This window comes from Nocardia sp. NPDC059764 (assembly GCF_042732555.1).
GTDB lineage: Bacteria > Actinomycetota > Actinomycetes > Mycobacteriales > Mycobacteriaceae > Nocardia.
This window is the reverse complement of the sequence record NZ_JBHWHH010000025.1, coordinates 35,786-56,534: the sequence shown is the minus strand read 5'-3', so window position 1 is coordinate 56,534 and position 20,749 is coordinate 35,786. Positions and strand designations below refer to the sequence as shown.

General features: G+C 69.8%; 12 protein-coding genes. 3 read left to right on the top strand and 9 right to left on the bottom strand.

Annotated features, from left to right (window positions below):
• Positions 1–368: 368 nt before the first annotated feature.
• The 7 genes from ACFV4K_RS07935 to ACFV4K_RS07905 form a co-directional block, all read right to left on the bottom strand.
• Positions 369–1,733 (bottom strand): flavin monoamine oxidase family protein, encoded by a 1,365-nt coding sequence (locus tag ACFV4K_RS07935; RefSeq protein ID WP_379272995.1) that lies wholly within the window; start codon positions 1,731–1,733, stop codon positions 369–371.
• A 164-nt stretch (positions 1,734–1,897) separates the two neighbouring features.
• Complete coding sequence (locus ACFV4K_RS07930; protein ID WP_379272993.1) at positions 1,898–2,932, bottom strand: agmatine/peptidylarginine deiminase; 1,035 nt, start codon at positions 2,930–2,932, stop codon at positions 1,898–1,900.
• Positions 2,932–3,897 carry a nitrilase-related carbon-nitrogen hydrolase gene (locus ACFV4K_RS07925; protein ID WP_379272991.1) on the bottom strand — a complete coding sequence of 322 codons (966 nt, stop codon included), beginning with the start codon at positions 3,895–3,897 and terminating at the stop codon, positions 2,932–2,934. Before ACFV4K_RS07925 ends, ACFV4K_RS07930 begins: the two co-directional genes overlap by 1 nt.
• Before the next feature lie 33 nt (positions 3,898–3,930).
• Complete coding sequence (locus ACFV4K_RS07920; protein WP_379272990.1) at positions 3,931–5,508, bottom strand: APC family permease; 1,578 nt, start codon at positions 5,506–5,508, stop codon at positions 3,931–3,933.
• Between the two features lie 149 nt (positions 5,509–5,657).
• A complete protein-coding gene (locus ACFV4K_RS07915; protein ID WP_379272988.1) occupies positions 5,658–7,115 on the bottom strand; it encodes an NAD-dependent succinate-semialdehyde dehydrogenase in 1,458 nt (485 codons plus the stop codon).
• 15 nt (positions 7,116–7,130) lie between these two features.
• On the bottom strand, positions 7,131–8,474 hold the full coding sequence (gene gabT, locus ACFV4K_RS07910) for a 4-aminobutyrate--2-oxoglutarate transaminase (protein ID WP_379272987.1): 1,344 nt from the start codon (positions 8,472–8,474) through the stop codon (positions 7,131–7,133).
• 50 nt (positions 8,475–8,524) lie between these two features.
• Entirely contained in the window at positions 8,525–9,955 is a 1,431-nt protein-coding gene (locus ACFV4K_RS07905; protein ID WP_379272985.1) for an aminobutyraldehyde dehydrogenase, read from the bottom strand.
• A gap of 143 nt (positions 9,956–10,098) precedes the next feature.
• Between ACFV4K_RS07905 and ACFV4K_RS07900 the strand changes: the two genes are divergently transcribed.
• Positions 10,099–11,625: a PucR family transcriptional regulator gene (locus ACFV4K_RS07900; protein WP_379272983.1), complete on the top strand. Its 1,527-nt coding sequence runs from the start codon at positions 10,099–10,101 to the stop codon at positions 11,623–11,625.
• Between the two features lie 97 nt (positions 11,626–11,722).
• Here the strand turns inward: ACFV4K_RS07900 and ACFV4K_RS07895 are convergent, their stop codons facing one another.
• Both ACFV4K_RS07895 and ACFV4K_RS07890 read right to left on the bottom strand, forming a co-directional pair.
• Positions 11,723–14,815 (bottom strand): NAD-glutamate dehydrogenase domain-containing protein, encoded by a 3,093-nt coding sequence (locus ACFV4K_RS07895; protein WP_379272982.1) that lies wholly within the window; start codon positions 14,813–14,815, stop codon positions 11,723–11,725.
• 431 nt (positions 14,816–15,246) lie between these two features.
• Positions 15,247–15,750: a transglycosylase SLT domain-containing protein gene (locus tag ACFV4K_RS07890; RefSeq protein ID WP_379272980.1), complete on the bottom strand. Its 504-nt coding sequence runs from the start codon at positions 15,748–15,750 to the stop codon at positions 15,247–15,249.
• A gap of 177 nt (positions 15,751–15,927) precedes the next feature.
• Here ACFV4K_RS07890 and ACFV4K_RS07885 point away from each other — a divergent pair, with 177 nt between their 5' ends.
• Together ACFV4K_RS07885 and ACFV4K_RS07880 are read left to right on the top strand one after the other, a co-directional pair.
• A complete protein-coding gene (locus ACFV4K_RS07885; RefSeq protein WP_379272978.1) occupies positions 15,928–19,143 on the top strand; it encodes a protein kinase in 3,216 nt (1,071 codons plus the stop codon).
• A gap of 267 nt (positions 19,144–19,410) precedes the next feature.
• Positions 19,411–20,745, top strand: a complete 1,335-nt coding sequence (locus ACFV4K_RS07880; RefSeq protein ID WP_379272977.1) for a wax ester/triacylglycerol synthase family O-acyltransferase — start codon at positions 19,411–19,413, stop codon at positions 20,743–20,745.
• The last annotated feature ends 4 nt before the right edge of the window (positions 20,746–20,749 follow it).

The following is a 20,749-nucleotide window of genomic DNA, read 5'->3' as shown; positions in this document are numbered from 1 at the left end:
GGGCCGGGTCTGACACCGATCGGATCGCGGCGAGCTCGGCGGCGATTGCACCGGAACGCAATTCACCCCACGCGACGCAGTGCATGCGCACGTCGAGCGTGCTCTGCAGTTCCACCAGCACCATCTGGTCGAGCGCGGCGCGCCGGCGTGCGATCGTCGTGCGGAACCCGGTTGGGCGGAGTGTCATTGGTGTCCGAGCCGATGTCGTCGCACGCGGCCGGCAGCAGGCCGCCCGTCATCGCCAGACTCGCCTGGAAGAAGCCGCCGCCGCCGCATCGCACCACTCCTTTGACACCGGGCCAACCTGTCGACTGAAAATTCAGTCAACGGCCCAGTGCGGCGGTCCCTCGATCGCCCATCGCGGTGCGTCAGACCAGACTGTGCTGCGCCACGATGGCGGCGGCCGCCGCCTTGCCCATCCGGACCGCGCCGTCGACATGCTGGAAGCCGTGGCCGGCCAGGTCCGAGCAGGCGAAGTGCATGGGCCCGATCGGGTCCCGGTGATCGTGGCCGTAGCGGGTCATGCCGCCGAGGTCGAAGCTGACGCCGTAGGCGCCGCGCGTCCATTCCTCGGAGCCCCAATCGGATTCGTAGAAAACGACCGGTTCGGCGGCTTCGGGGCCCAGGTAGCGCACCAGGCAGTCGAGCGCGGCCCGCTTGCGTTCGGCCGGACCCATGGCGAAGTAGGCGTCGGCCTGTTCGTGGGCGATGAAGCCGACCATGGCGCCGTTGTCCATGCCGTGGTTGGTGTTGTCGTACACCTCCGAGACCATGTCGGTATCGCTGAAACCGGTGCCGGACAAGCCCTTCGCGCGCCAGAACGGGGTCTCGTACACCGCGTGCACCTTGACCACGAAGCCGAACGACATGTGCTGGTACATCTGATGGCGGCGGCGCGGCAGCGGGGGATCGAAGCTGATGCCCGCGTACAGGTTCGGCGGCACCGCCAGCACCAGGCGGCTCGCGCGCACCTCCAGATCACCGTCGGCGAAGGCCGTCACCCCGGCCTCGGACCACTGGATCCGGCGCACCGGCGCACCCAGGTGCAGATCCTCGCCGAGGGTGGAGGCCAGACGCTGCGACACCTGCTGCATGCCGCCGATGACGCGCTTGTCGAGCATGAAGGTGTCGGTGGCCAGCGAGGTGTAGGAGCCCTGCGCGGCGGCCATGTGCAGGGCCTGGAGGGTGGAGAAGGTGTGCGCGGGTTTGGTCAGCATGGCCCCGGCGACGTAGAACGACACCGTCTCGCGGGCGTACTCGTTGTCGGATTGGCGTTCGAGCCAGATGCTGAACGGCACCGAATCCAGTTCCGCCGCTTGCGGATGCGTCCACGGGGCCTCGGCGCCGACCTCGGCCGCCAGTTCGTCGAGCAGCTTGATCAGCCGGTCGATCTCGGCGGCGGTTTCGGGGGCCGCGGGGAAGACGTCGCCGACGAATTGCTGACGGGTGCCGTCGGCGGCCAGGTAGACCGACTCGCCGTCGCGGTAGCGGGAGAAGGTCTCCAGCCCGAGTTCCTGGACCAGCGCCAGCGCGGCGGTGTGGTGCGGCGACAGCCACTGGCCGCCGATCTCGATCATGGCGCCGTCGACGTCGCCGGTCCAGGTGCGGCCGCCGACCCGATCGCGGGCCTCCAGTACCGCCACCGTCAGGCCGGCCTTCCGTAATTCCGCCGCAGCGGTGAGGCCGGAGGGTCCGGCACCCACGATCACGACGTCACGAGTGATGACAGCCACGAGAGCTCCTTAACCGGTAATTCGGGGGACCTCCGGATAGCCCGGAGGTTGCTATTTCAGTATGTGGGCGCGGTCACGATCATGCCCGCGCCGATTCGGCGCACCGGGCCGCCCCTCATTCGCCGGAGTGGCGTGACGGTCCGGTATCCGTGCGGGTGAGGCCGCTACCGCCCGGCAGGGACCGGCAGCGGTTCGTTCTGGGTGATGCAGTGGATGCCGCCGCCGCGCGCGAAGATCGGCCGCGCGTCGACGGTGACGATGGTCCGGCCGGGATAGACCTCGGCCAGTACAGCCGCGGCCGCGGCGTCGTTCGGGTCGTCGAACCCGCACAGGATGACCGCGCCGTTGCAGACGTAGTGATTGATGTAGCTGTAGTCGACGAACCCCTCCGCATCGCGCAGCGTGCGCGGCGCGGGCAGCGGTACCGCCGTGAAAGGCTTTCCGGCGGAGGTCGTCTCGTTCGCGAACTGCTTCATCAGTTCGAGGCTGAGCGCGTGGTCGGGATGCTCGCCGTCGCGCTGGTCGTGCACCAGCACCACCCCGGGCGCGGGCAGCGCGGCCACGATATCGGAGTGCCCGCGGGTGCCGAAGCGCTGCGAATCGCGCCACAGCCCGCGCGGCAGCCAGATCGCGGTGTCGATGCCGATGGTGCGCCGCAGTTCGGCTTCGACCTCGGCCTTGGACAGGCCCGGATTGCGGAACGGGTCCAGCTGCACGGTGTCGGTGAGGATGACCGTGCCCGCGCCGTCGACCTGGATGCCGCCGCCCTCGTTCACCAGCGCCGACTCGACGACCGGGATCCCGGCCGCCGCCGCGACCGCCCGGCCGATCTCGCGGTCGTTGTCCCAGGCGGCCCAATCCTGTTGGCCCCAGCCGTTGAACACCCAGTTCACGGCCGCCACCGAACCGTCGGCGGCGTGCACGAAGGTTGGCCCGATATCGCGCATCCAGGCGTCGTCGAGCGGCGCCACCACGATGTCTATCGCCGCGGACAGGGTGCGCCGGGCCGCGCCGACGTCGGCCGGATCGACGACCATGGTCACCGGTTCGAACTCGGCCACCGCGTGCGCGACCGCGGTCCAGGCGGTGCGGGCCTCGTCGGTCGCCTCGGGGGTCGCGGTGATCTCCGAACCCTCGGGCGGGAACGCCATCCAGGTGCGGCGGTGCGGCCCGTGTTCGGCGGGCATACGCCAGGTCATCAGGCCCGCCCGAAGGGGTGCTCGGTGTCGACCGGCGCGGTGAGCCGGGCGTAGGTATCGGGGCGGCGGGTGTCCAGGAACGGGAACAGTGTCAGCCAGTCGGTGCGCTGATCCAGATCCAGATCGGCCACCAGCACGGCGGATTCGTCGCGCGGGGCCTGCACCAGCACCCGGCCGTAGGGGTCGGAGATGAAGGAGGAACCGTAGAAGGTGATCTCGCCTTCGTCGCCGTAGCGGTTGGGCACCACCATGAAAGTGCCCGCGGTGATGCCGTTTCCGACGATCACGTGCTGCCACAGCGGCTGGGTGTCGAAGGCCGGGAAGGTGGGCTCGGAGCCGATGGCGGTCGGGTAGACGATGATGTCGGCGCCCGCGAGCGAGTACATGCGGGCGACCTCGGGGAACCACTCGTCCCAGCAGGTCGGCATGCCGATGCGCGCCGGGCCGAGATCGGGGTGGCTGTGCGGCTGGTACGCCTCGTCGGTGGCCGGTCCGGCCCGGAAGTAGGTGTCCTCGTAGTAGCCGGCCGACACCGGAATGTGCAGTTTGCGGGTGCGGCCGACCAGTTCGCCGGTGGGGGACACCAGGATCGCGGTGTTGAAGCCGAGCCCGTCGCCCTCGTCGGCGCGCTCGTACAGCGAGGCGTGTACGAACACGCCGTGCTCGATGGCCGCCTTGGCCGCGAAGGTGAAGGTCGGACCCGTGGTCAGGTCCTCGGCGTCGGCGGCCGGATTCTCGCCGCCGCGCACGAAGGCCGGGTACTTGCTCAAGGTGACCTCGGGCAGGAAGACCGCCTTGGCGCCCAGCTCGGCGGCACGTCCGATGCCCTCGTTCAGCTCGGCGAGCATGGCCTCGCCGTCGGCCTGCCAGCGGTGCTGGACCAGCGCGACCCGCAGCGGCGGGCGGACCGGATCCTGTACTCGCGCATGTGAAACGGGCGGTTCGAAACAGGTGATGACGTGCATGACTGCTCCTGATTGTCGAAAGTGTGCGGCGCGCTAATGCCCGCTGAGATGGGGCGCCACCGGCTCGGGCATCGGATCGCCCGAGACCGCGCGCGGCAAGGTCTTGCCCTGGAAGTAGTCCGGCTGATGCCAGCGCTGGATCAGCATGAGCACCGCGCCCAGCGCCAGGATCCCGAAGCCGAGATAGAACACCAGTCCGATGCCGAGAATCGAAGCGCCGCTGCCGACTTCGGGCTTCAGGCTCTCGCGGACCGAGATGGCGAACACCACCAGCAGCATGGCCCCGCCCAGCAGTGGGAACACGAGCTTGAACACGGTGTCGCGCGCGGAGGCGAACCACCGCTTGCGGAAGTACCAGACCGAGGCGAACGCGGTGATGCCGTAGTACCAGCAGATCATGATGCCGAGGGCGGCGATAGTGTCCAGCAGCACGTGCTCGGACAGCAGCGCGGTGATCGCGTACAGACCGCCCGCCACCACCGCGGCGACGGCGGCGCCGAACCGCGGCACCTGGTACACCGGGTGCACCGACGCGAACCGCTCGGGCAGCGCCTTGAACGCGCCCATGGCGAGCATGGCACGCGCGGCGGGCAGGAAGGTGGCCTGCAGGCTGGCGATGGTGGAGACCAGGACGGCCAGGAACAGCAGCAGTTCGCCCGCGCTGCCCATCACCGGTTCGGCGAGCGTGCCGAAGACATTGTTGCGGGCCTTCTCCCCGCCCAGGCCGATGCCGGTGTCGCCGACCCCGGCGTACCACATGAGCGCGACCGCCAGCAGCAGATAGGTGCCCAGCACGGTCAGGATCGACAGCAGTCCGGCGCGGCCGGGCGTGCGCTGAGGGTCCTTGCACTCCTCGCCCAGGGTGAGGGCGGTGTCCCAGCCCCAGTACATGAACACCGAGCCGATCAGTCCGATCGCGAAGGCGCCCAGGGTGAGTCCGGTCAGCGGGTTGAACCAGTCGAGGCTGAAGCTCAGCCCCGACGGCGTATCGCCGCTGAGGGCCTTGGCGAGGGCGATGCCCGCGAACAGCAGCAGCACGGTCAGCTGAAATCCGACGAGCACGTACTGCACCCGCTCGCTGGAGCTGATGCCGCGACTGGCCGCCCATCCGGCCGCGGCCAGGAAGACGAGCGTGGTGGCGATATTGATGAGCTTGTTATCACCCAGTGCCGCAATGTATTCCGAGTGTGTCATCCGGCCGATGACCAGATAGAGGAATTCCGCTCCCACCGCGGCGATATTGGCGAGCACGATGACCACCGCGATCACCGAACCCCAGCCGGCCATCCAGCCGACGTAGGGACCGAGCGAACGCGCCGACCAGGTGAAGGAGGCTCCGCAGTCCGGTGTCTCGGCGCTGAACTCGCGATAGGCGAAGGCCGCCAGGAACATCGGCACGAACCCGGCGATCAGCAGGGCGGGCATCTTCAGACCGACCGCCGCGACGATCAGGCCGACGCTGGCCGTGGTGGTGTAGGCGGGGGCGATGGACGCGATACTCAGCACCGCGCCGGCCAGGGTGCCGACCTTGTCGGTGGCCAATCCCTTACCGCCGAAAGCGGTGTCGTCCTGAGCGGGCTCTGCCGTCTCGGAGGTGTTCTGTACGAGCATTCAAGCTCCTGGTACGGGGTGTGGCGTGGTCGAAGGCCGGGGCCCTCGACCACACCGCGCCGCGGTGGCGAACCGATCGGCGGCGTCGTTGCCGGAGACCGGGTTGGCACAGGATCCGGCGCAGGGGCCGGGGTGCCGGGGGGATGACGTCAGCGGGTCAGCGCGACGTATTTGGTGTCGAGGTACTCGTGGATCCCTTCGGACCCGCCCTCACTGCCCAGGCCGGACTGCTTCACCCCGCCGAACGGGGCCGCCGGGTCGGAGATGACGCCGCGGTTCACGCCGACCATGCCGGCCTCGAGCGCGGCGGACACGCGCAGCGCGCGATCCAGGTCCTGCGTGTAGAAGTAGGCGGCCAAGCCGTATTCGGTGTCATTGGCCAAGGCCACGACCTCGTCCTCGGTGTCGAAACCGTAGACGGCGGCGACCGGGCCGAAGATCTCCTCGCGGTGCATGCGCGCGGCGCGCGGCACCTCGTCGAGCACGGTGGGCTGGAAGAACCAGCCCGGCCCGTCGATGATCTGACCGCCGGTGCGGACCACCGCGCCGGCGGCGACGGCGTCGTCCACCAGTGCCGCAACGGATTTGCGCTGCCGCTCGTTGATCAGCGGGCCGGTGTCGACGCCCGGTGCGTACCCGGGGCCGACGCGCAGCGCGCCGATCTTCTCGGCCAGGCGCGAGGCGAATTCCGCGCGAATCGAGTTGTGCACGTAGATGCGGTTGGCCGCCGTGCACGCCTCGCCGCCATTGCGCATCTTCGCCGCCATCGCCCCGGCCAGCGCCTGGTCCAGGTCGGCGTCCTCGAACACGATGAACGGGGCATTGCCGCCCAGCTCCATCGAGGTCCGCAGGACATTGTCGGCGGCCTGGCGCAGCAGCAGTTTGCCCACCCGGGTCGAACCGGTGAAGGTCACCTTGCGCAGGCGCGGGTCCGCCAGCAGCGGCGCGGTGATGGCCGCGGCGTCGCTGCCCGGCAGCACCGACAGCACGCCCGCGGGCAGACCGGCCTCGGTGAAGATCCGTGCCAGGGCCAGCGTGGTCAGCGGGGTGTCCTCGGCCGGTTTCACGATGACGGTGCAGCCCGCGGCCAGCGCCGGGGCGATCTTGCGAGCGCCCATGGCCAGCGGGAAGTTCCACGGCGTGATCGCCAGGCAGGGGCCGACCGGCTGCTGGGTGACCAGGATGCGCCCGGTTCCGGCGGGGGATTCGGTGTACCGGCCGCCGACGCGCACGGCCTCCTCGCTGAACCAGCGCAGGAATTCGCCGCCGTAGGCGACCTCGCCGCGCGCTTCGGCGAGGGTCTTGCCCATTTCCAGGGTCATCAGCAGCGCGATGTCCTCGGTGTGTTCGAGCAGGATCTCCCAGGCGCGGCGCAGGATTATCGAGCGTTCCCGCGGAGACGTTGCGGCCCAAGCGGATTGGGTGCGGCTGGCCGAGTCGAGGGCGCGCAGGGCGTCCTCGCCGTTCGCGTCGGCCACCTCGGTGAGGAGCTCACCACCGGCGGGATCGTGGACCGCGAAGGTGCGGCCGCCGGCGGCCGGGACGGACACTCCGTCGATCCACATCCCGGTGGGGACGAGGGCGCTGATTTTGTCGTATTCCAACATCGTTCTCCCAGCCCTCTATCGGCCCGCGAGCTCGCTGATGGCGGTGCACAGCACCGTCAGCGCCTCGTCGAGCAGCTCGTCGCTGATCACCAGCGGCGGCAGCAGTCGGATGACATTGCCGTAGGTGCCGCAGGTCAGGGTGAGCACACCCTGCTCCAGGCAGCGCTTGGCGACGGCGGCGGTCAGCGCGGCATCGGGTTCGGTGGTGCCGGGGCGGACGAACTCGAGGGCCAGCATGGCGCCGCGACCGCGCACGTCGCCGACGGCCGGAACCTCTTGCGCCAGTGCGTGGAAGCGCGTCAATGCCGTCTCACCGATGTGGCGGGCGCGGGCGGGCAGATCGTGATCGCGAATGGCCTCGATGGCGGCCAGCGCCGCGGCGCACGCGACGGGGTTGCCGCCGTAGGTGCCGCCCAGGCCGCCCGCGTGCACGGCGTCGAGCAGCTCGGCGCGGCCGGTGATGGCCGAGAGCGGCATACCGCCCGCGATGCCCTTGGCCATGGTGATGATGTCGGGGACCACGTCCTCGTGATCGCAGGCGAACCACTCGCCGGTGCGCGCGAAACCGGTCTGCACCTCGTCGGCGATGAACACCACGCCGTTGGCGCGCGCCCACTCCACCAGCGTCGGCAGGAAACCGGCGGCGGGCACGATGAAGCCGCCCTCGCCCTGGAGCGGCTCGATGATGATCGCCGCCACCGAATCCGCGCCGATCTGCTTCTCGATCCGGGTGATCGCCTCACGGGCGGCGGCCACACCGTCCTGCCCGCCGTCGCGGAACGGGTAGGACATCGGCATCCGGTACACCTCGGGGGCGAACGGGCCGAAATGCGACTTGTACGGCATGGATTTCGCGGTGAGCGCCATGGTCAGGTTGGTGCGGCCGTGATAGGCGTGGTCGAAGGCGACCACCGCGGTCCGGCCGGTGGCCAGGCGCGCCACCTTGACCGCGTTCTCCACCGCCTCCGCGCCCGAGTTGAACAGGACGCTGCGCTTCTCGTGATCGCCCGGGGTGAGCGCCGAAAGCTGCTCACACACCTCGATGTAGGCCTCATAGGGGGTGACCATGAAGCAGGTGTGCGTGAACCGCTCGACCTGCTCCCGCACCGCCGCGACCACCCGGGGATGCGACGCGCCGACATTGGTCACCGCGATACCGGCGGCGAGGTCGATCAGCGAATTGCCGTCGACGTCGACGATGACGCCGCCGTCGGCATCGGCCGCGTACACCGGCGCGGTGGAACCCACCCCGGCCGCGACGGCGGCCTTGCGGCGGGCGGCCAGCTCCTGCGAGCGCGGGCCCGGTAGAGCGGTGGTCAGCACCCGCTGCTGCGGGAGCCGATAGGTGATCTCGGTCATCGAAAGTCTTTCTGCGGAAAGGGGTTACAGGTCGGATAGCGGCGGTGCGCTCAGTCGTGCGCGCTCATCACGTGCTTGACGCGGGTGTAGTCCTCCACGCCGTAAGCGGAGAGGTCCTTGCCGTAGCCGGAGCGCTTGAACCCGCCGTGCGGCATCTCCGCCACCAGCGGGATATGGCAGTTGACCCACACCGCACCGAAGTCCAGGGCTGCCGAAACACGCTGCACCACACCGTGATCGCGGGTCCAGACGCTCGAGGCCAGGCCGTAGGCGACGTCGTTGGCCAGTTGTACGGCCGCGGCCTCGTCGGCGAAGGTCTGCACGGTGATGACCGGGCCGAAGATCTCCTCCTGCACGATCGGATCGTCCTGGCGCACACCGGTGATGACGGTCGGGGCGAGGTAGAAGCCGTGCTCGCCGATCCGCTCACCGCCGGTGACGACGGTGGCGTGCGCGGGCAGCTCCGCGATCTTGCCGACGACCGACTCGAAGTGCCGGATGTTGTTGAGCGGGCCGTAGGCGGCCTCGGGGTCGTCGGGCAGGCCCGGCTTCACCGTCCGCGCCTTCTTCACCAGCGCCTCGACGAAGTCGTCGTGCACCGACTCGTGCACCAGCACCCGGGTGGCGGCGGTGCAGTCCTGACCGGCATTGAAGAAGGCCGCGTCACCGATGCGGTCGGCGGCCAACGCCAGATCGGCGTCGCCGAAGATCACCACCGGCGCGTTGCCGCCGAGTTCCAGGTGCGCGCGCTTGACCTGCGCGGCGGCGGCCTCGGCCACCGCGATGCCCGCCCGCACCGAACCGGTGATCGCCACCATGTCCAGGTCGGGGTGGCTCACCAGGGTCGCGCCGGTGCTCGCGGTGCCCAGCACCACATTGAGCACGCCGTCGGGCAGGATGCCGTGCGACAGCTCGGCCAGCAGCAGGGTGCTGCCCGGAGTGGTGTCGCTGGGCTTGAGCACCACCGTGTTCCCGGTCGCCAGCGCCGGGCCGATCTTCCAGATGGCCATCATCAGCGGGTAGTTCCACGGGGTCACCTGGCCGATCACGCCGATCGGCTCCCGGCGCACATACGAGGTGAAGCCGGACATGTACTCGCCGGCGGACTTGCCCTCCAGCATGCGCGCGGCGCCCGCGAAGAAGCGCAGATGATCGGCGCCGGCGGCGACCTCCTCGGAGGCGACCAGATGTTTGGGCTGGCCGGTCTCGCGGCACTGCGCCTCGACGAGCGCGTCGGAGTTGGCCTCGATGGCGTCGGCCAGCTTCAGCAGCGCGGCCTGCCGCTGACTCGGGGTGGTCGCCTTCCAAGCGGGGAGAGCGCGGGTGGCGGCGGCGACGGCGGCATCGACATCGGCCCGGCCGGAGATCGGGCTGTGGCCGGTCACCGCTTCGTCCACGGGGCTGATCAGTTCGAACGACTCCGACGTGGTGGCGGCCACCAGCCGGCCATCGATGTAGTTGCGGAGCAGCTCATTCGTCATGTGTGTGCCCGATCTCGTTCGAAAGTGCGTTCTGTGGGGTTGCCAGTTAGTGTGCTGCGCAACACACCCCTGCGTCACCTGCCAGATCGGCGTGGGAGAAGAATTCGGTTTCGACAGATCGTCCAGATTGCTATGGGAGCGCTGTGAACGCGGGAATACCTGTCCGATGGGTCCTGTCCCAACCCGAGCTGGGCCTGGTGCTCAAGGGCGGCGCGAGCGGGCTCGGACGGGTCATCACCCTCGTCCTGACCTCGGAGCTGACCGAACCCCAGCAATGGCTGTCCGGGGGCGAGCTGGTGCTGACCACGGGCATGGGTTTGCCGCTCAGTCGCGCCGACCGGTCACGGTACCTCGAGGACCTCGGCGCGGCCGGCGTCGCGGGCGTCGGATTCGGCATCGGACTCTCCCACGAGACGGTGCCCGCGGATCTGGTCGAGGCCGCCGACCGGCTCGGGCTGCCGCTGTTCGAGGTGCCGTTGCCGACCCCGTTCGCGGCCATCACCAAGAAGGTCATGCAGCGGCTCGCCGAGCAGGAGTACGAGAAGGTGCTGCGCGCCTCGCGGGCGCAGCCGCGCATGACGCGGGCGGCGGTGCAGGGCGTGCGCGCGGTCATCAAGGAGCTGTCGGTGGCGTTGTCGGCGACGGTGCTCGTGGTCGGCGCCGACAGCGCCGTGACCGAGGCGCATCCGCGCTCACCCGCCGCGGAGACCCTCGACCGCATCGGGGAGTTCATCGCGGCGCACGGGGAGAGCGCGGGCAGCGGCGTCATCCAGGTGTCGTCGGGGCAGTACATCGTGCTGCAGGCCATCAGCGCCGGGCAGACCGTGCACGGGCACCTCGCGGTGGTCACCGCCACCGCGCTCGGTCCGGTCGATCAGGTGCTGCTCGGTCATGCCAGCTCGCTGCTCGCCCTCGACTTCGAGAAGCCCGCCCGGTTGCGAATCGCCCAGAACCACTTGAACTCTCAGGCCATCGCCATGCTGCTGCAACAGCCCGGCGACCCCGACAGCATGTGGCAGCACCTGACAGCGGCCGCCGACCGGACCGGCAGAATCCGCGCCCTCGTGTTGTGGTGCCCCGGGCCCGAGGCCGCGGCGGCCGCCCTCGACGCGATCGACGCGCGGCTGCGCCTGCTCAACCGGCAGCTGTTCGCGCACGTCATGGGTGACCACGCCGCGGTCCTGCTCCGCGGCTCCGACACCGACGAGGTCGCCGAGCAACTCCTGGCCGATCTGCCCGCCGACGCGCGCGCCACCGTGCGCGCGGGCCTGAGCTCCCCGCATCCGCTGCGCCGCTTCAGCGCCGCCGTGGACAATGCCGAGCTGGCCGCTTCGGCGGCGGCGCCCGGGGCCCGCCCGCTGGAGCTGGCGGCGCTGGCGGGCCATGCGCTGCTGGCCTTTCCGGAGGCCCAGCGGGTGCTGAGCGCGGTGTCGGAGGCCATGCTGCAGCCGCTGATCGACTACGACGACCGGCACGGCACCGATCTCATCGGCTCGCTGCGCGCCTACCTCGAGGCCCACGGCCAGTGGGAGACCGCCGCCACCGCGCTCGGCGTGCACCGCCACACCCTGCGCAGCCGCGTGGCCAGGATCGAATCGATCCTGGGCTGCAAGCTCGATCAGGCGCTGGTCCGCGCCGAACTGCTGTTGGCTGTCGTGGCCCGCCGCTGATCGGCTCGGGGCACGGGGCGGTGCGTGCCTGGCCCCGCAGCGCCGCGAGCGCCGTTCGATCCCGATTCGATCGACGGCGCTCGCGGTGGCTCAGTGGCTACTCTTTGCCGAGGGCGGCGGTCGCCAGTTCGGCGTTGACGACGCAGAGCCGGGCGAGATCGACTGTGCCGGAACGGCGCAGGCGCGCGACCAACTCCACCAGCCGCAGCGCGGACGGCGTGGACTTCCAGGCGGCGATGTGGTCGCGGGCCGAATCGGCGGGGGAGGCCGAGGACAGGACCGCCGCCGCCAGCGCGTGCCAGCGGGCTTGGAGTTCATCGGCCAGCACCGCGGCGGCCAGCGTCTCCCAGTGGTCGGAGGTGCGGGTGGCGGCGAAGGTCATGGCCAGCCAGTCCAGGCCGATCAGGTCGCCGAGCTCGCGGTAGGTCTGGCTGACCAGCGCGACCGGCAGCCCGGTGCGGCGGGCGGTCGCGCTCAGCGGCAGGGCCTGGGCGAGCAGGCGCAGGTTGGCCAGATCCCGCCCGGGGTGGCCGCCGGGGCGCGGCAGGACCGTCATCAGTTCGGCGACAACCGTTGCATGGCAGTCGATCTCGTCGGACCAGGTGGCCGCGCTGCGATGGGTGAGCAGCCAGGCGGTGGCCTGTTCCACCGCGTCCTGAATGCCCTTGAGGATGCCCATCCGACTCTGCGGGGAGACGCCCGGCAGCGCCAGCGCCTCCCGCCACCACCGGTCCACGTCCAGGACGGCGTCGACGACGGCGCAGGCCAGCACGATCTGCGGGGTGCCCGCGGCCAGCCGCTCCTCGAGCCGGTGGATCATGCCGGGGCCGACCCGGTTGATCACCTGGTTGGCCGCGGCCACCGCGATGATCTCGCGGGCCACCGGATGCTCGCTCAGCAGCCGCTCGCCCAGCAGGTCCCGGATGCGGTCGGGGAAGTAGTTCGCCAGCGCGCCGGTCACCACCGGGTCGGTCGGCGCGTCCGAGGCCAGCAGTTCCTCGCGGACCAGGTTTTTGGCGGTGGCCAGCAGCACCGCGATCTCCGGGCGCACCAGGCCTTTGCCCGCGCGGCGGCGCGCCGCGAGATCGGCCGGGGTGGGCAGGAATTCGGCGGCGCGGTCGAGTTCGGTCGCGTGCTCGAGGTTCTCGATCAGGCGGCCGTGCCGGTCGATGAGGAAGGGGGCGTGCGTCTCGGCGAGGCTGATGGCCAGGGCCTGTCGATCGCAGTCGGCGAGCACGGCGCGGGCCACGGCGTCGGCCTCCGCCGTCAGCAGCCGATTGCGTTCGTCGATCGTCGACAGTCCCGCGGCCACCGCGGAATCCAATGCGATCTTGAGGTTCACCTCGCGGTCGGAGGTGGCCACGCCGGCGGCGTTGTCGATGAAGTCGGCGTTGACCTTGCCGCCGGCGACGGCGAATTCGATGCGGGCCTGCTGGGTGAGGCCCAGATTGCCGCCTTCGCCGATGACCCGGCAGCGCAGTCGATCCGCGGTGACCCGCACCTCGTCGTTGGACGGGTCGGCCACGTCGGCGTCCTGTTCGTCCCGGGCCCGCACGTAGGTGCCGATGCCGCCGTTGAACAGCAGGTCCACCTCCGCGCCGAGCATGGCCCGGATCAGTTCGGGTGCGGGCAGTTCGGTGGCGGTGACGCCCAGCCGCGCGCGTACCTCGGGTGCGAGCGGCACCGATTTCGCGGTGCGCGGCCACACGCCGCCGCCCGCGGAGATCAGCACCGGGTCGTAGTCGGCCCAGCTGCTGCGCTCCAATCCGGCCAGCCGGGTGCGTTCCTGATGCGAGAGCACCGGATCCGGGTCGGGGTCCAGGAAGATGTGCCGGTGGTCGAAGGCGGCCACCAGGCGGATGCGGTCGGTCTCGAGCATGCCGTTGCCGAAGACGTCGCCCGACATGTCGCCGATTCCGGTGACCGTGAAGGGCTCGGTGTCGGGATCGATGCCGAGTTCGGCGAAGTGCTGGCGAATCGACCGCCACGCGCCGCGCGCGGTGATGCCCAGCGCCTTGTGGTCGTAGCCGGTCGAGCCGCCCGAGGCGAAGGCGTCGCCGAGCCAGAAACCGCGGGCCACCGCAATGGAATTGGCCAGATCCGAGAAGCGGGCGGTGCCCTTGTCGGCGGCCACCACCAGGTACGAATCCGGGTCGTCGTAGACGACGGTGTGCGCGGGGGTGGTGATGACGCCGTCCACGACATTGTCGGTGACGTCGAGCAGGCCGCCGATGAAGGCCGCGTACGCGTATTCCGCCGAGGCCGGATCGGTGCGGCCGCCGCGCACGACGAACGCGCCCTTGGCACCCATCGGCACGATCACCGAGTTCTTCACCGTCTGGGTCTTCATCAGGCCCAGCACCTCGGTGCGGAAGTCGTCGACGCGATCGGACCAGCGCAGGCCGCCGCGCGCGATCACGCCGCCGCGCACGTGACTGCCCTCGACCCGGGTGGAATGCACGAAGATCTCGCGATAGGGCGTGATCGGCGTGGACAGCGACAATCGGGCGGGATCTATCTTGAACGCGGCGACCGCCCGCTCCGGCTGGAACCAATTGGTGCGCACGACCGCGGTGCAGAAGGTGTACAGCCCGCGCAGCAGCTGATCCTCGGGCAGGGTGGTGGCCGACTCCAGGCGGTGCCTCGCCTCGACGTCGGCGGCAGCCACCGCGGCGGCGCGATCCGGGTGTCCGGGATCGAAGCGCGCGTGGAACAGCGCGACGAACGCACGCGCGAAATCCGGATGGGCGGTGAGGATTTCGGCGATCCGGGGTTCACTCATGCGCAGCCCGGCCTGCCGCAGATACCGGCAGGCGGCCCGCACCAGGATCGCGTCCTGCCAGGCCAGGCCCGCGGTGGCGATCAGACCGGTGAAACCGTCGATCTCGAGTGCGCCCGCGGTGGCGGCGGTGAACGCCTCCGCGAGCAGCCCGGCCGTCGGCTCGCTCAGCCCGAAGGCTGTGGGCCGGAAGGTGAATCGATGCTCGGTGCACAGCCCCTCGACGCTCACCTCGTGGGCGGTGACGTGCAGGCCCAGGGCCGAGAAGATCTCGATCAGCTCGGTCAGTGACGCCGGGGCACCGGGCCAGGTCAGCCTCGCGCGGGGCGGCAGCGAATCGGGATCGAAGTGGAGGCGGGGGGCGGCCTCCGTCCGATCCTCGTCCAGCATGCCGACGGCTCCGAGATGCATCTGCTCAACTCCCTGCGCGTGACCTGTGATGTCGCAGTTAATCTGCCGCAAAGAGAGTAACGACACAGTCGACAAAGCGGAGTGGTCGGTGTGATCCAGCACTCCGGTTCGTCCAATGCCGGATCCACCTGCGCGTCCGGCTCCGGCGTCTCCAGTGAGGTGGTCCAGGGGTGGGTTCAGAGAGCGGCTCGGGTGGCTACTGACTGCGAACGTGATGTGTCCCATCATGATTCGGCCGCGGGTTTCCGGGGCGACTTTGGAGCAGTTACCGGACATCCAGGTGAAGCCCCCGGTCGCCGCATAGGCGACCATCTCCTCGACCGTTCCCGTCACACCGGTCTCGTTGACCGTACGCGCATCCCCGAATGCTCCGGCCGGGCTGGTGATCCGAGAAGTGGATCACCGCCCGAGCGGTGGAGCGCATCGAGTGGTCAGTACGCCGAGTTGACGTTGTCCATCGAGCCGTAGCGGGCCGCGGCGTAGTTGCAGGCCGCGGCGATGTTGGCGACCGGATCCCAGATGTCCCAGGAGGTGCCGTCGACGTGGTACGCCTGGAAGGTCGGGTCGATCACCTGGAGCAGGCCCTTGGACGGGATGCCCGCCGCGGCGTTGGAGTCCCAGAGGTTGATGGCGCCGGGGTCGCCGCCGGATTCGCGCATGATATTGCGGTGGATGCCCTCGTAGCTGCCGGGAATGCCGTGGGCGGCCATGACGCCCATGGCTTCACGGATCCAGCCGTCGAGGTCGTTCGAGGCGGCGGTCGGCGCGATCTTCGTGGCCGAGAGGTTCACGGCTGCGGGCAGGGTCCGCGCCGGAGCGTCCGGGACGAGTGCCGAGGCCTGGGCGGTTGCCACGATCGACAGCGAGGCGGCGGCCAGGGCGCAAGCGGCGAGACGGCGGGCGGTCCGGGAGGGGGAGCGGTGTCCGGTAGCCATGGTGGTTCTCCTGAGGGTTTTCGATGCCGTGCGGTCGCTCGGCGGTGAAACCAGCGTCGGTCGGGGGGATACCTGCGCACGACGGTCGTTCTGCCGGGCATATACCTATTTCCGCCGCGCACGTGTGGGGGGAGATAAGCTGGCTGGTGCCCGCTGCCGGCGATTTGCGAGTTACCGATGGTCCAATCCGATCCATTCGAAGCGCAGCGTGATGCCGGTTCCGACGTCGTCACGGAGCTGAGTGCTGCCGGATTCCAAGGCGCGCACGAGATCGGGCGCGGCGGACTCGGAATCGTCTACCGCTGCACCCAGGTCGCCGCGGAACGGGATGTGGCGGTGAAGGTTCTCACCGGTGACCTCGACGAGGATCGGGAACGGCTCTTCCGCGAGCAGCGCGCGCTGGGACGCCTCACCGGGCATCCGAACATCGTCAGCATGCTCGAGGTCGGCGAGACCGGTAGCGGCCGTCCCTACCTGGTCATGCCGTATTTCTCCCGGGGCTCGCTGGGTGAACGGCTCGACGCCGACGGCCCGCTGTCGCTGCCCGACGCCTTGCACATCGGGGTGCGGATCGCGGGGGCGCTCGAATCCGCGCATCGCGCCGGGGTCGTCCACCGCGATATCCGGCCCGCGAACATCCTGCTCACCGACTACGACGAGCCCGTGCTGACCGACTTCGGCATCGCGGACGTCGTCAGCTCGGAAGCCGTCACCGCGCCCGAGGTGCTCGACGGGCAGGCCCCCAGCCGTGGCTCGGACGTCTACGGGCTGGGAGCCACCCTGCTCTGCGCGCTCACCCGCCGTGTCACCGTCGAGCAGCCAGACCATGAGGAAGGGACTCAGCGCGTGCGGATCGCCACCCCGGCGAATCCCGAACTCTGCGAGATCGAGATCCCCTGGGATGTCCGCGCGGTGATCGAAGCGGCCATGTCCCGCGACCCGCGCGACCGTCCGACCGCGGCCTCCCTGGGTGACCAGCTGCGTCGGATCCAGATCGAACGCGGCTTCCCGGTCGACGAGATGGCGGTGCGAGACGAACCGGGCGCTGAATCCGAATCGCTCACAGGATCGGAAATGATCGCATCGCACGGAGTTCCGCGGCTGCACAGTGACGGCTTGCACGACGGGACCGGCAATCTGCCGCTCGAACTGACCAGCTTCGTCGATCGCCGAACCCAGCTGTCCGAGGTCGTCAACCTGCTGGCCGGGTCCCGACTGGTGACCCTGACCGGGATCGGCGGGGTCGGAAAGTCCAGGCTCGCACTGCGAGTCGCGCACAAGGCCCGGCAGCGGTTCCCGAACGGCGCGTGGCTCGTCGAACTGGGCGAGCTGCACGACGACGCCCTGCTGCCCGATGTGGTGGCCGCCGCCCTCGGAATCCGAAGCCAGGGCGTCATATCCGTGCTCGACACCCTGGTGGAGGCGCTGGCCCCGCACGATCTGCTGCTGGTCCTCGACGATTGCGAGCACGTGATCGACGCGGCCGCCAAGCTGTCGGAGGCACTGCTGCGGGTCTGCCCGAATGTGCGAATCCTGGCCACCAGCCGCGAGGCCCTCGGCATCGGCGGCGAAGCCGTGTATCCGCTTCCGCCGCTGACCGTTCCCGAGTCGAGCAAGGAACGCGCGTCGGCGCATTCGCACGCCGTGGCGCTGTTCGTCGAACGCGCTGCCGCGGCCCTGCCGGGCTTCGAGATGACCGACGCGAATCAGCCCGCGATCGCCCAGATCTGCGCCCGCCTCGACGGCCTGCCGCTGGCGATCGAGCTGGCCGCCGCGCGCCTGCGCACCATGTCGGTCGAGCAGATCCGCACTCGTCTGAGCGACCGGTACGCCCTGCTGTCCCGTGGCGGCCGGGGCACCCCGAAACGGCAGCAGACCCTGCGATACTCCATCAACTGGAGCTACGACCTGTGCACCCCCGACGAGAAGAGGTTGTGGGCCTGCCTGTCGGTGTTCACCGGCGGCTTCGAACTCGACGCGGTCGAGCAGGTGTGCGCCGGTCACCTGCCCGAATACCAGGTCCTCGACACCCTGTCCGCGCTGGTCGACAAGTCCATCCTGGTCCGGCAGGAAACCGATGGGTCGGTGCGCTTCCGGATGCTCGAGACTGTGCAGGAATTCGGCCGGGAGCAGGCCGAGGAGTCCGGCCTGTACCCGGATCTGCATCGGCGCCACCGGGACTGGTGTGAGGGGCTGGTCCGGGAGGCGAACGCCGAGATCATCGGCCCGCGTCAGCTCGACTGGGTCGCCCGCCTCGAACGGGAACTGCCGAATCTTCGAAAAGCCTTGGAGTACAACCTGTCCGAGACCGTTGAGGGTGGCCTCGGGATGGTCACCGGCATGTACCTGTTCTGGGGTCTGCGCGGGCGGCTCCACGAGGGCTGCCGCTGGTACGAGCGGGTGCTCAGCCACCCCGGCGGCAGTACCACCGATCGCGCCCGGGCACTGTTCGCCGCGGGCACTCTCGTGGGTTTGACCGGCGACCTGGCGACCGCGAACAAGCGATTCGACGAGCTCCGCGTCCTCGCCGAGCAGACTCCGGACCCGCTGGTCGCGGCCCTGGTCGACCACGTCGACGCCAATGCGGCGCTGGCCCGCGGCAATGTCGGCGAGTCCGACGCGGCCGCCCTGTTGACCGACGCGATCAGCAAGTACGAGGCGTGCGGCGAACTCGGCATGCAGTTCGACGCCCAACTGTCCCTGGGCTGGGCCTATGCCCTCGGCGGTGACATCACCCGGGCCGTCGCCTGCCACGAGAAGACGCTCGCCATGACGTCGACCGCCGGCGAATCGATCTACCGGTCCTGGACCTTGTTCGCGGCGGGCTTCGCCGTCTGGCGAGCCGGCGACGTCGACCGCGCCAAGCGCCTCCTGGAGGAGGGCGTCCGGCTGTCCGCCCTGATCACCGAGCCGCTGGTGGCCGCGGGCTGCCTGGAGATCCTGGCCTGGATCGCCGCCGACCGGAACGAACCGCGCCGCGCCGCCGTCCTCATGGGCGCGGCCGACAAACTGGGCCGCCTCGCCGGCACCGCGACCCTCATGGTCCGCGACCTGCTCACCTACCGCTCCGACTGCATGCGCGGCAGCCGCGAGGCGCTCGGCCCGCGCGCCTTCGACCGGGCCCGCCACGAAGGGGAAGCCCTGAGCCTCGACTCCGCCGTACGCCTCGCGCTCGACGAACCGTCCCCGGCCGGCGAGACCGCCCCGCAGGTGCTGACGAAACGAGAACGGCAGGTCGCCGAACTCGTCGCGGAGGGCCTGACGAACCGGGCGATCGCCTCTCGCCTGGTGATCTCCCAGCGCACCGCGCAGGGCCACGTCGAGCACATCCTGGTCAAACTGGGGTTCACCTCCCGCGCGCAGATCGCCGCCTGGGTGGCGGAGCACTCCTGATCTCGTGGATGTCCGAAATCGCGTGGAACCGGTAAGGACCGTGCGTTCGCCCCACCGGGGGTGGCCCAACCCGCTCGGTGACGCGCCACCCGGCACGGCTTTCAGGCCACGGTGTGGTGGTGGCTTGTGAGGGTGCGAAGGTCACCGTGTGCGGTTACCTTGGCATCTGCCGCGCACGGGTCATTGTCCGGGAGAGTTCTCCTTTACAGCGGCAGTTTCCTCAGCCGTGGTATAGGCCGCGGCGACTGCCGGAATCAGGCGCTTGTCATGACCGAATTGAGCCCGTTGGACACGGGATTCATGGAAATGGAAGACACCGACCGGCACATCAGTCTGGGCATCGGCGCGGTGGCGATCATCGAGGGTTCGCCGCCGGGGCGGGAAGCCTTCCGCGCGGGCCTCGACCGTGGTCTGGAACTACACGGGCGGCTGCGCCAGCGGATGCGCCGGGCCGCGTGGGATCTGACCGCGCCGGTCTGGGAGGACGACCCCGGTTTCGATCTGGCGCACCACATTCGCTGGATGGCTCTGCCCGAACCCGGTGACGAGCACGCGTTGCGCGAGCTGGTCGCCGCGGAAATCGCCGAGCGATTCGATCGAGACCACCCGCTGTGGGAAGTGGTCGTGGTCGAGAACCTCAACGGCGGACGCTGGGCGATGATCGTGCGGGCTCATCACAGCATGGTCGACGGCATCTCGGGGATCACTCTGTTCGAGAGCTTCTGTGACGCGGATGCGGGGACATCGCGGGCCCGGCCGGAAACGGGGGTCCGCACAGGGGGATTCACCGCGCTGGCCCGCGCCCTCCGGCTGCCCTACACCGTGCCCCGATTGGTCATCGGCGCGGTGCGCACACTGGTGCCGGTGGCGTACGAGGCCGTCGCGCCCGCGCCGAGCTCGTCGCTGAACGGTCCGATCGGGCGTCAGCGCCGTTACGCCGTGACGCGGGCACGTCTGCCGGAGGTACGTGAGATCGCCGCGGATTTCGGGGTGACGGTCAATGATGTCGTGGTCGCCGCCATCGCCGCCGCCTATCGTCGGCTGCTGGAGGCCCGGGGAGAGACGCCCGCGCCCGGGAAGCTGCGCATTCTGGTGCCGGTATCGACCCGCACCGCCGATGCGAAATACATTCCGGACAATCGTGTTTCGGCGATGATCGTACAATTGCCGATCGAGGTGGAACACCCGGTCGAACGTCTCGCCGCGGCTCATGACCGTATCGCGCGGCACCGGAATCGCGGAGAGGCCGAGGCGGAGAAATCACTGCTCGCACTCGCCGATTGGTTGCCGTTCGTGGTCTCGGCCTGGGTGTTCCGCACGGCCCTGCGCGTCCCGCAGCGCTCGGTCGGCGCGCTGGCCACGAATATTCCGGGGCCCCGCCACTGGTTGACGCTGGGCGGCCGGAAGGTCCTCGAGATCTGGCCCGCCATCCCGGTCGCCATGCGGGTGCGGACCACTGTCGCGATCCTCAGCTACGCCGAGCAGCTGAACTTCGGCATCACCGGCGACTACGACACCACCCCCGACATCGATGAGATCGCGTCGGGCATCGGGACCGAGATCGCGGTCCTGCTGGCTCATGCCCGCGGGCGAGCGCGCTGAACGA

Excerpts from the sequence above, each read along its gene's own strand:
- ACFV4K_RS07930 (WP_379272993.1), bottom strand. The coding sequence starts at position 2,932 with ATGACCTGGCGTATGCCCGCCGAACACGGGCCGCACCGCCGCACCTGG.
- ACFV4K_RS07925 (WP_379272991.1), bottom strand. The coding sequence starts at position 3,897 with ATGCACGTCATCACCTGTTTCGAACCGCCCGTTTCACATGCGCGAGTA.
- ACFV4K_RS07920 (WP_379272990.1), bottom strand. The coding sequence starts at position 5,508 with ATGCTCGTACAGAACACCTCCGAGACGGCAGAGCCCGCTCAGGACGAC.
- ACFV4K_RS07915 (WP_379272988.1), bottom strand. The coding sequence starts at position 7,115 with ATGTTGGAATACGACAAAATCAGCGCCCTCGTCCCCACCGGGATGTGG.
- gabT (WP_379272987.1), bottom strand. The coding sequence starts at position 8,474 with ATGACCGAGATCACCTATCGGCTCCCGCAGCAGCGGGTGCTGACCACC.
- ACFV4K_RS07905 (WP_379272985.1), bottom strand. The coding sequence starts at position 9,955 with ATGACGAATGAGCTGCTCCGCAACTACATCGATGGCCGGCTGGTGGCC.
- ACFV4K_RS07895 (WP_379272982.1), bottom strand. The coding sequence starts at position 14,815 with ATGCATCTCGGAGCCGTCGGCATGCTGGACGAGGATCGGACGGAGGCC.
- ACFV4K_RS07890 (WP_379272980.1), bottom strand. The coding sequence starts at position 15,750 with ATGGCTACCGGACACCGCTCCCCCTCCCGGACCGCCCGCCGTCTCGCC.
- ACFV4K_RS07885 (WP_379272978.1), top strand. The coding sequence starts at position 15,928 with ATGGTCCAATCCGATCCATTCGAAGCGCAGCGTGATGCCGGTTCCGAC.
- ACFV4K_RS07880 (WP_379272977.1), top strand. The coding sequence starts at position 19,411 with ATGACCGAATTGAGCCCGTTGGACACGGGATTCATGGAAATGGAAGAC.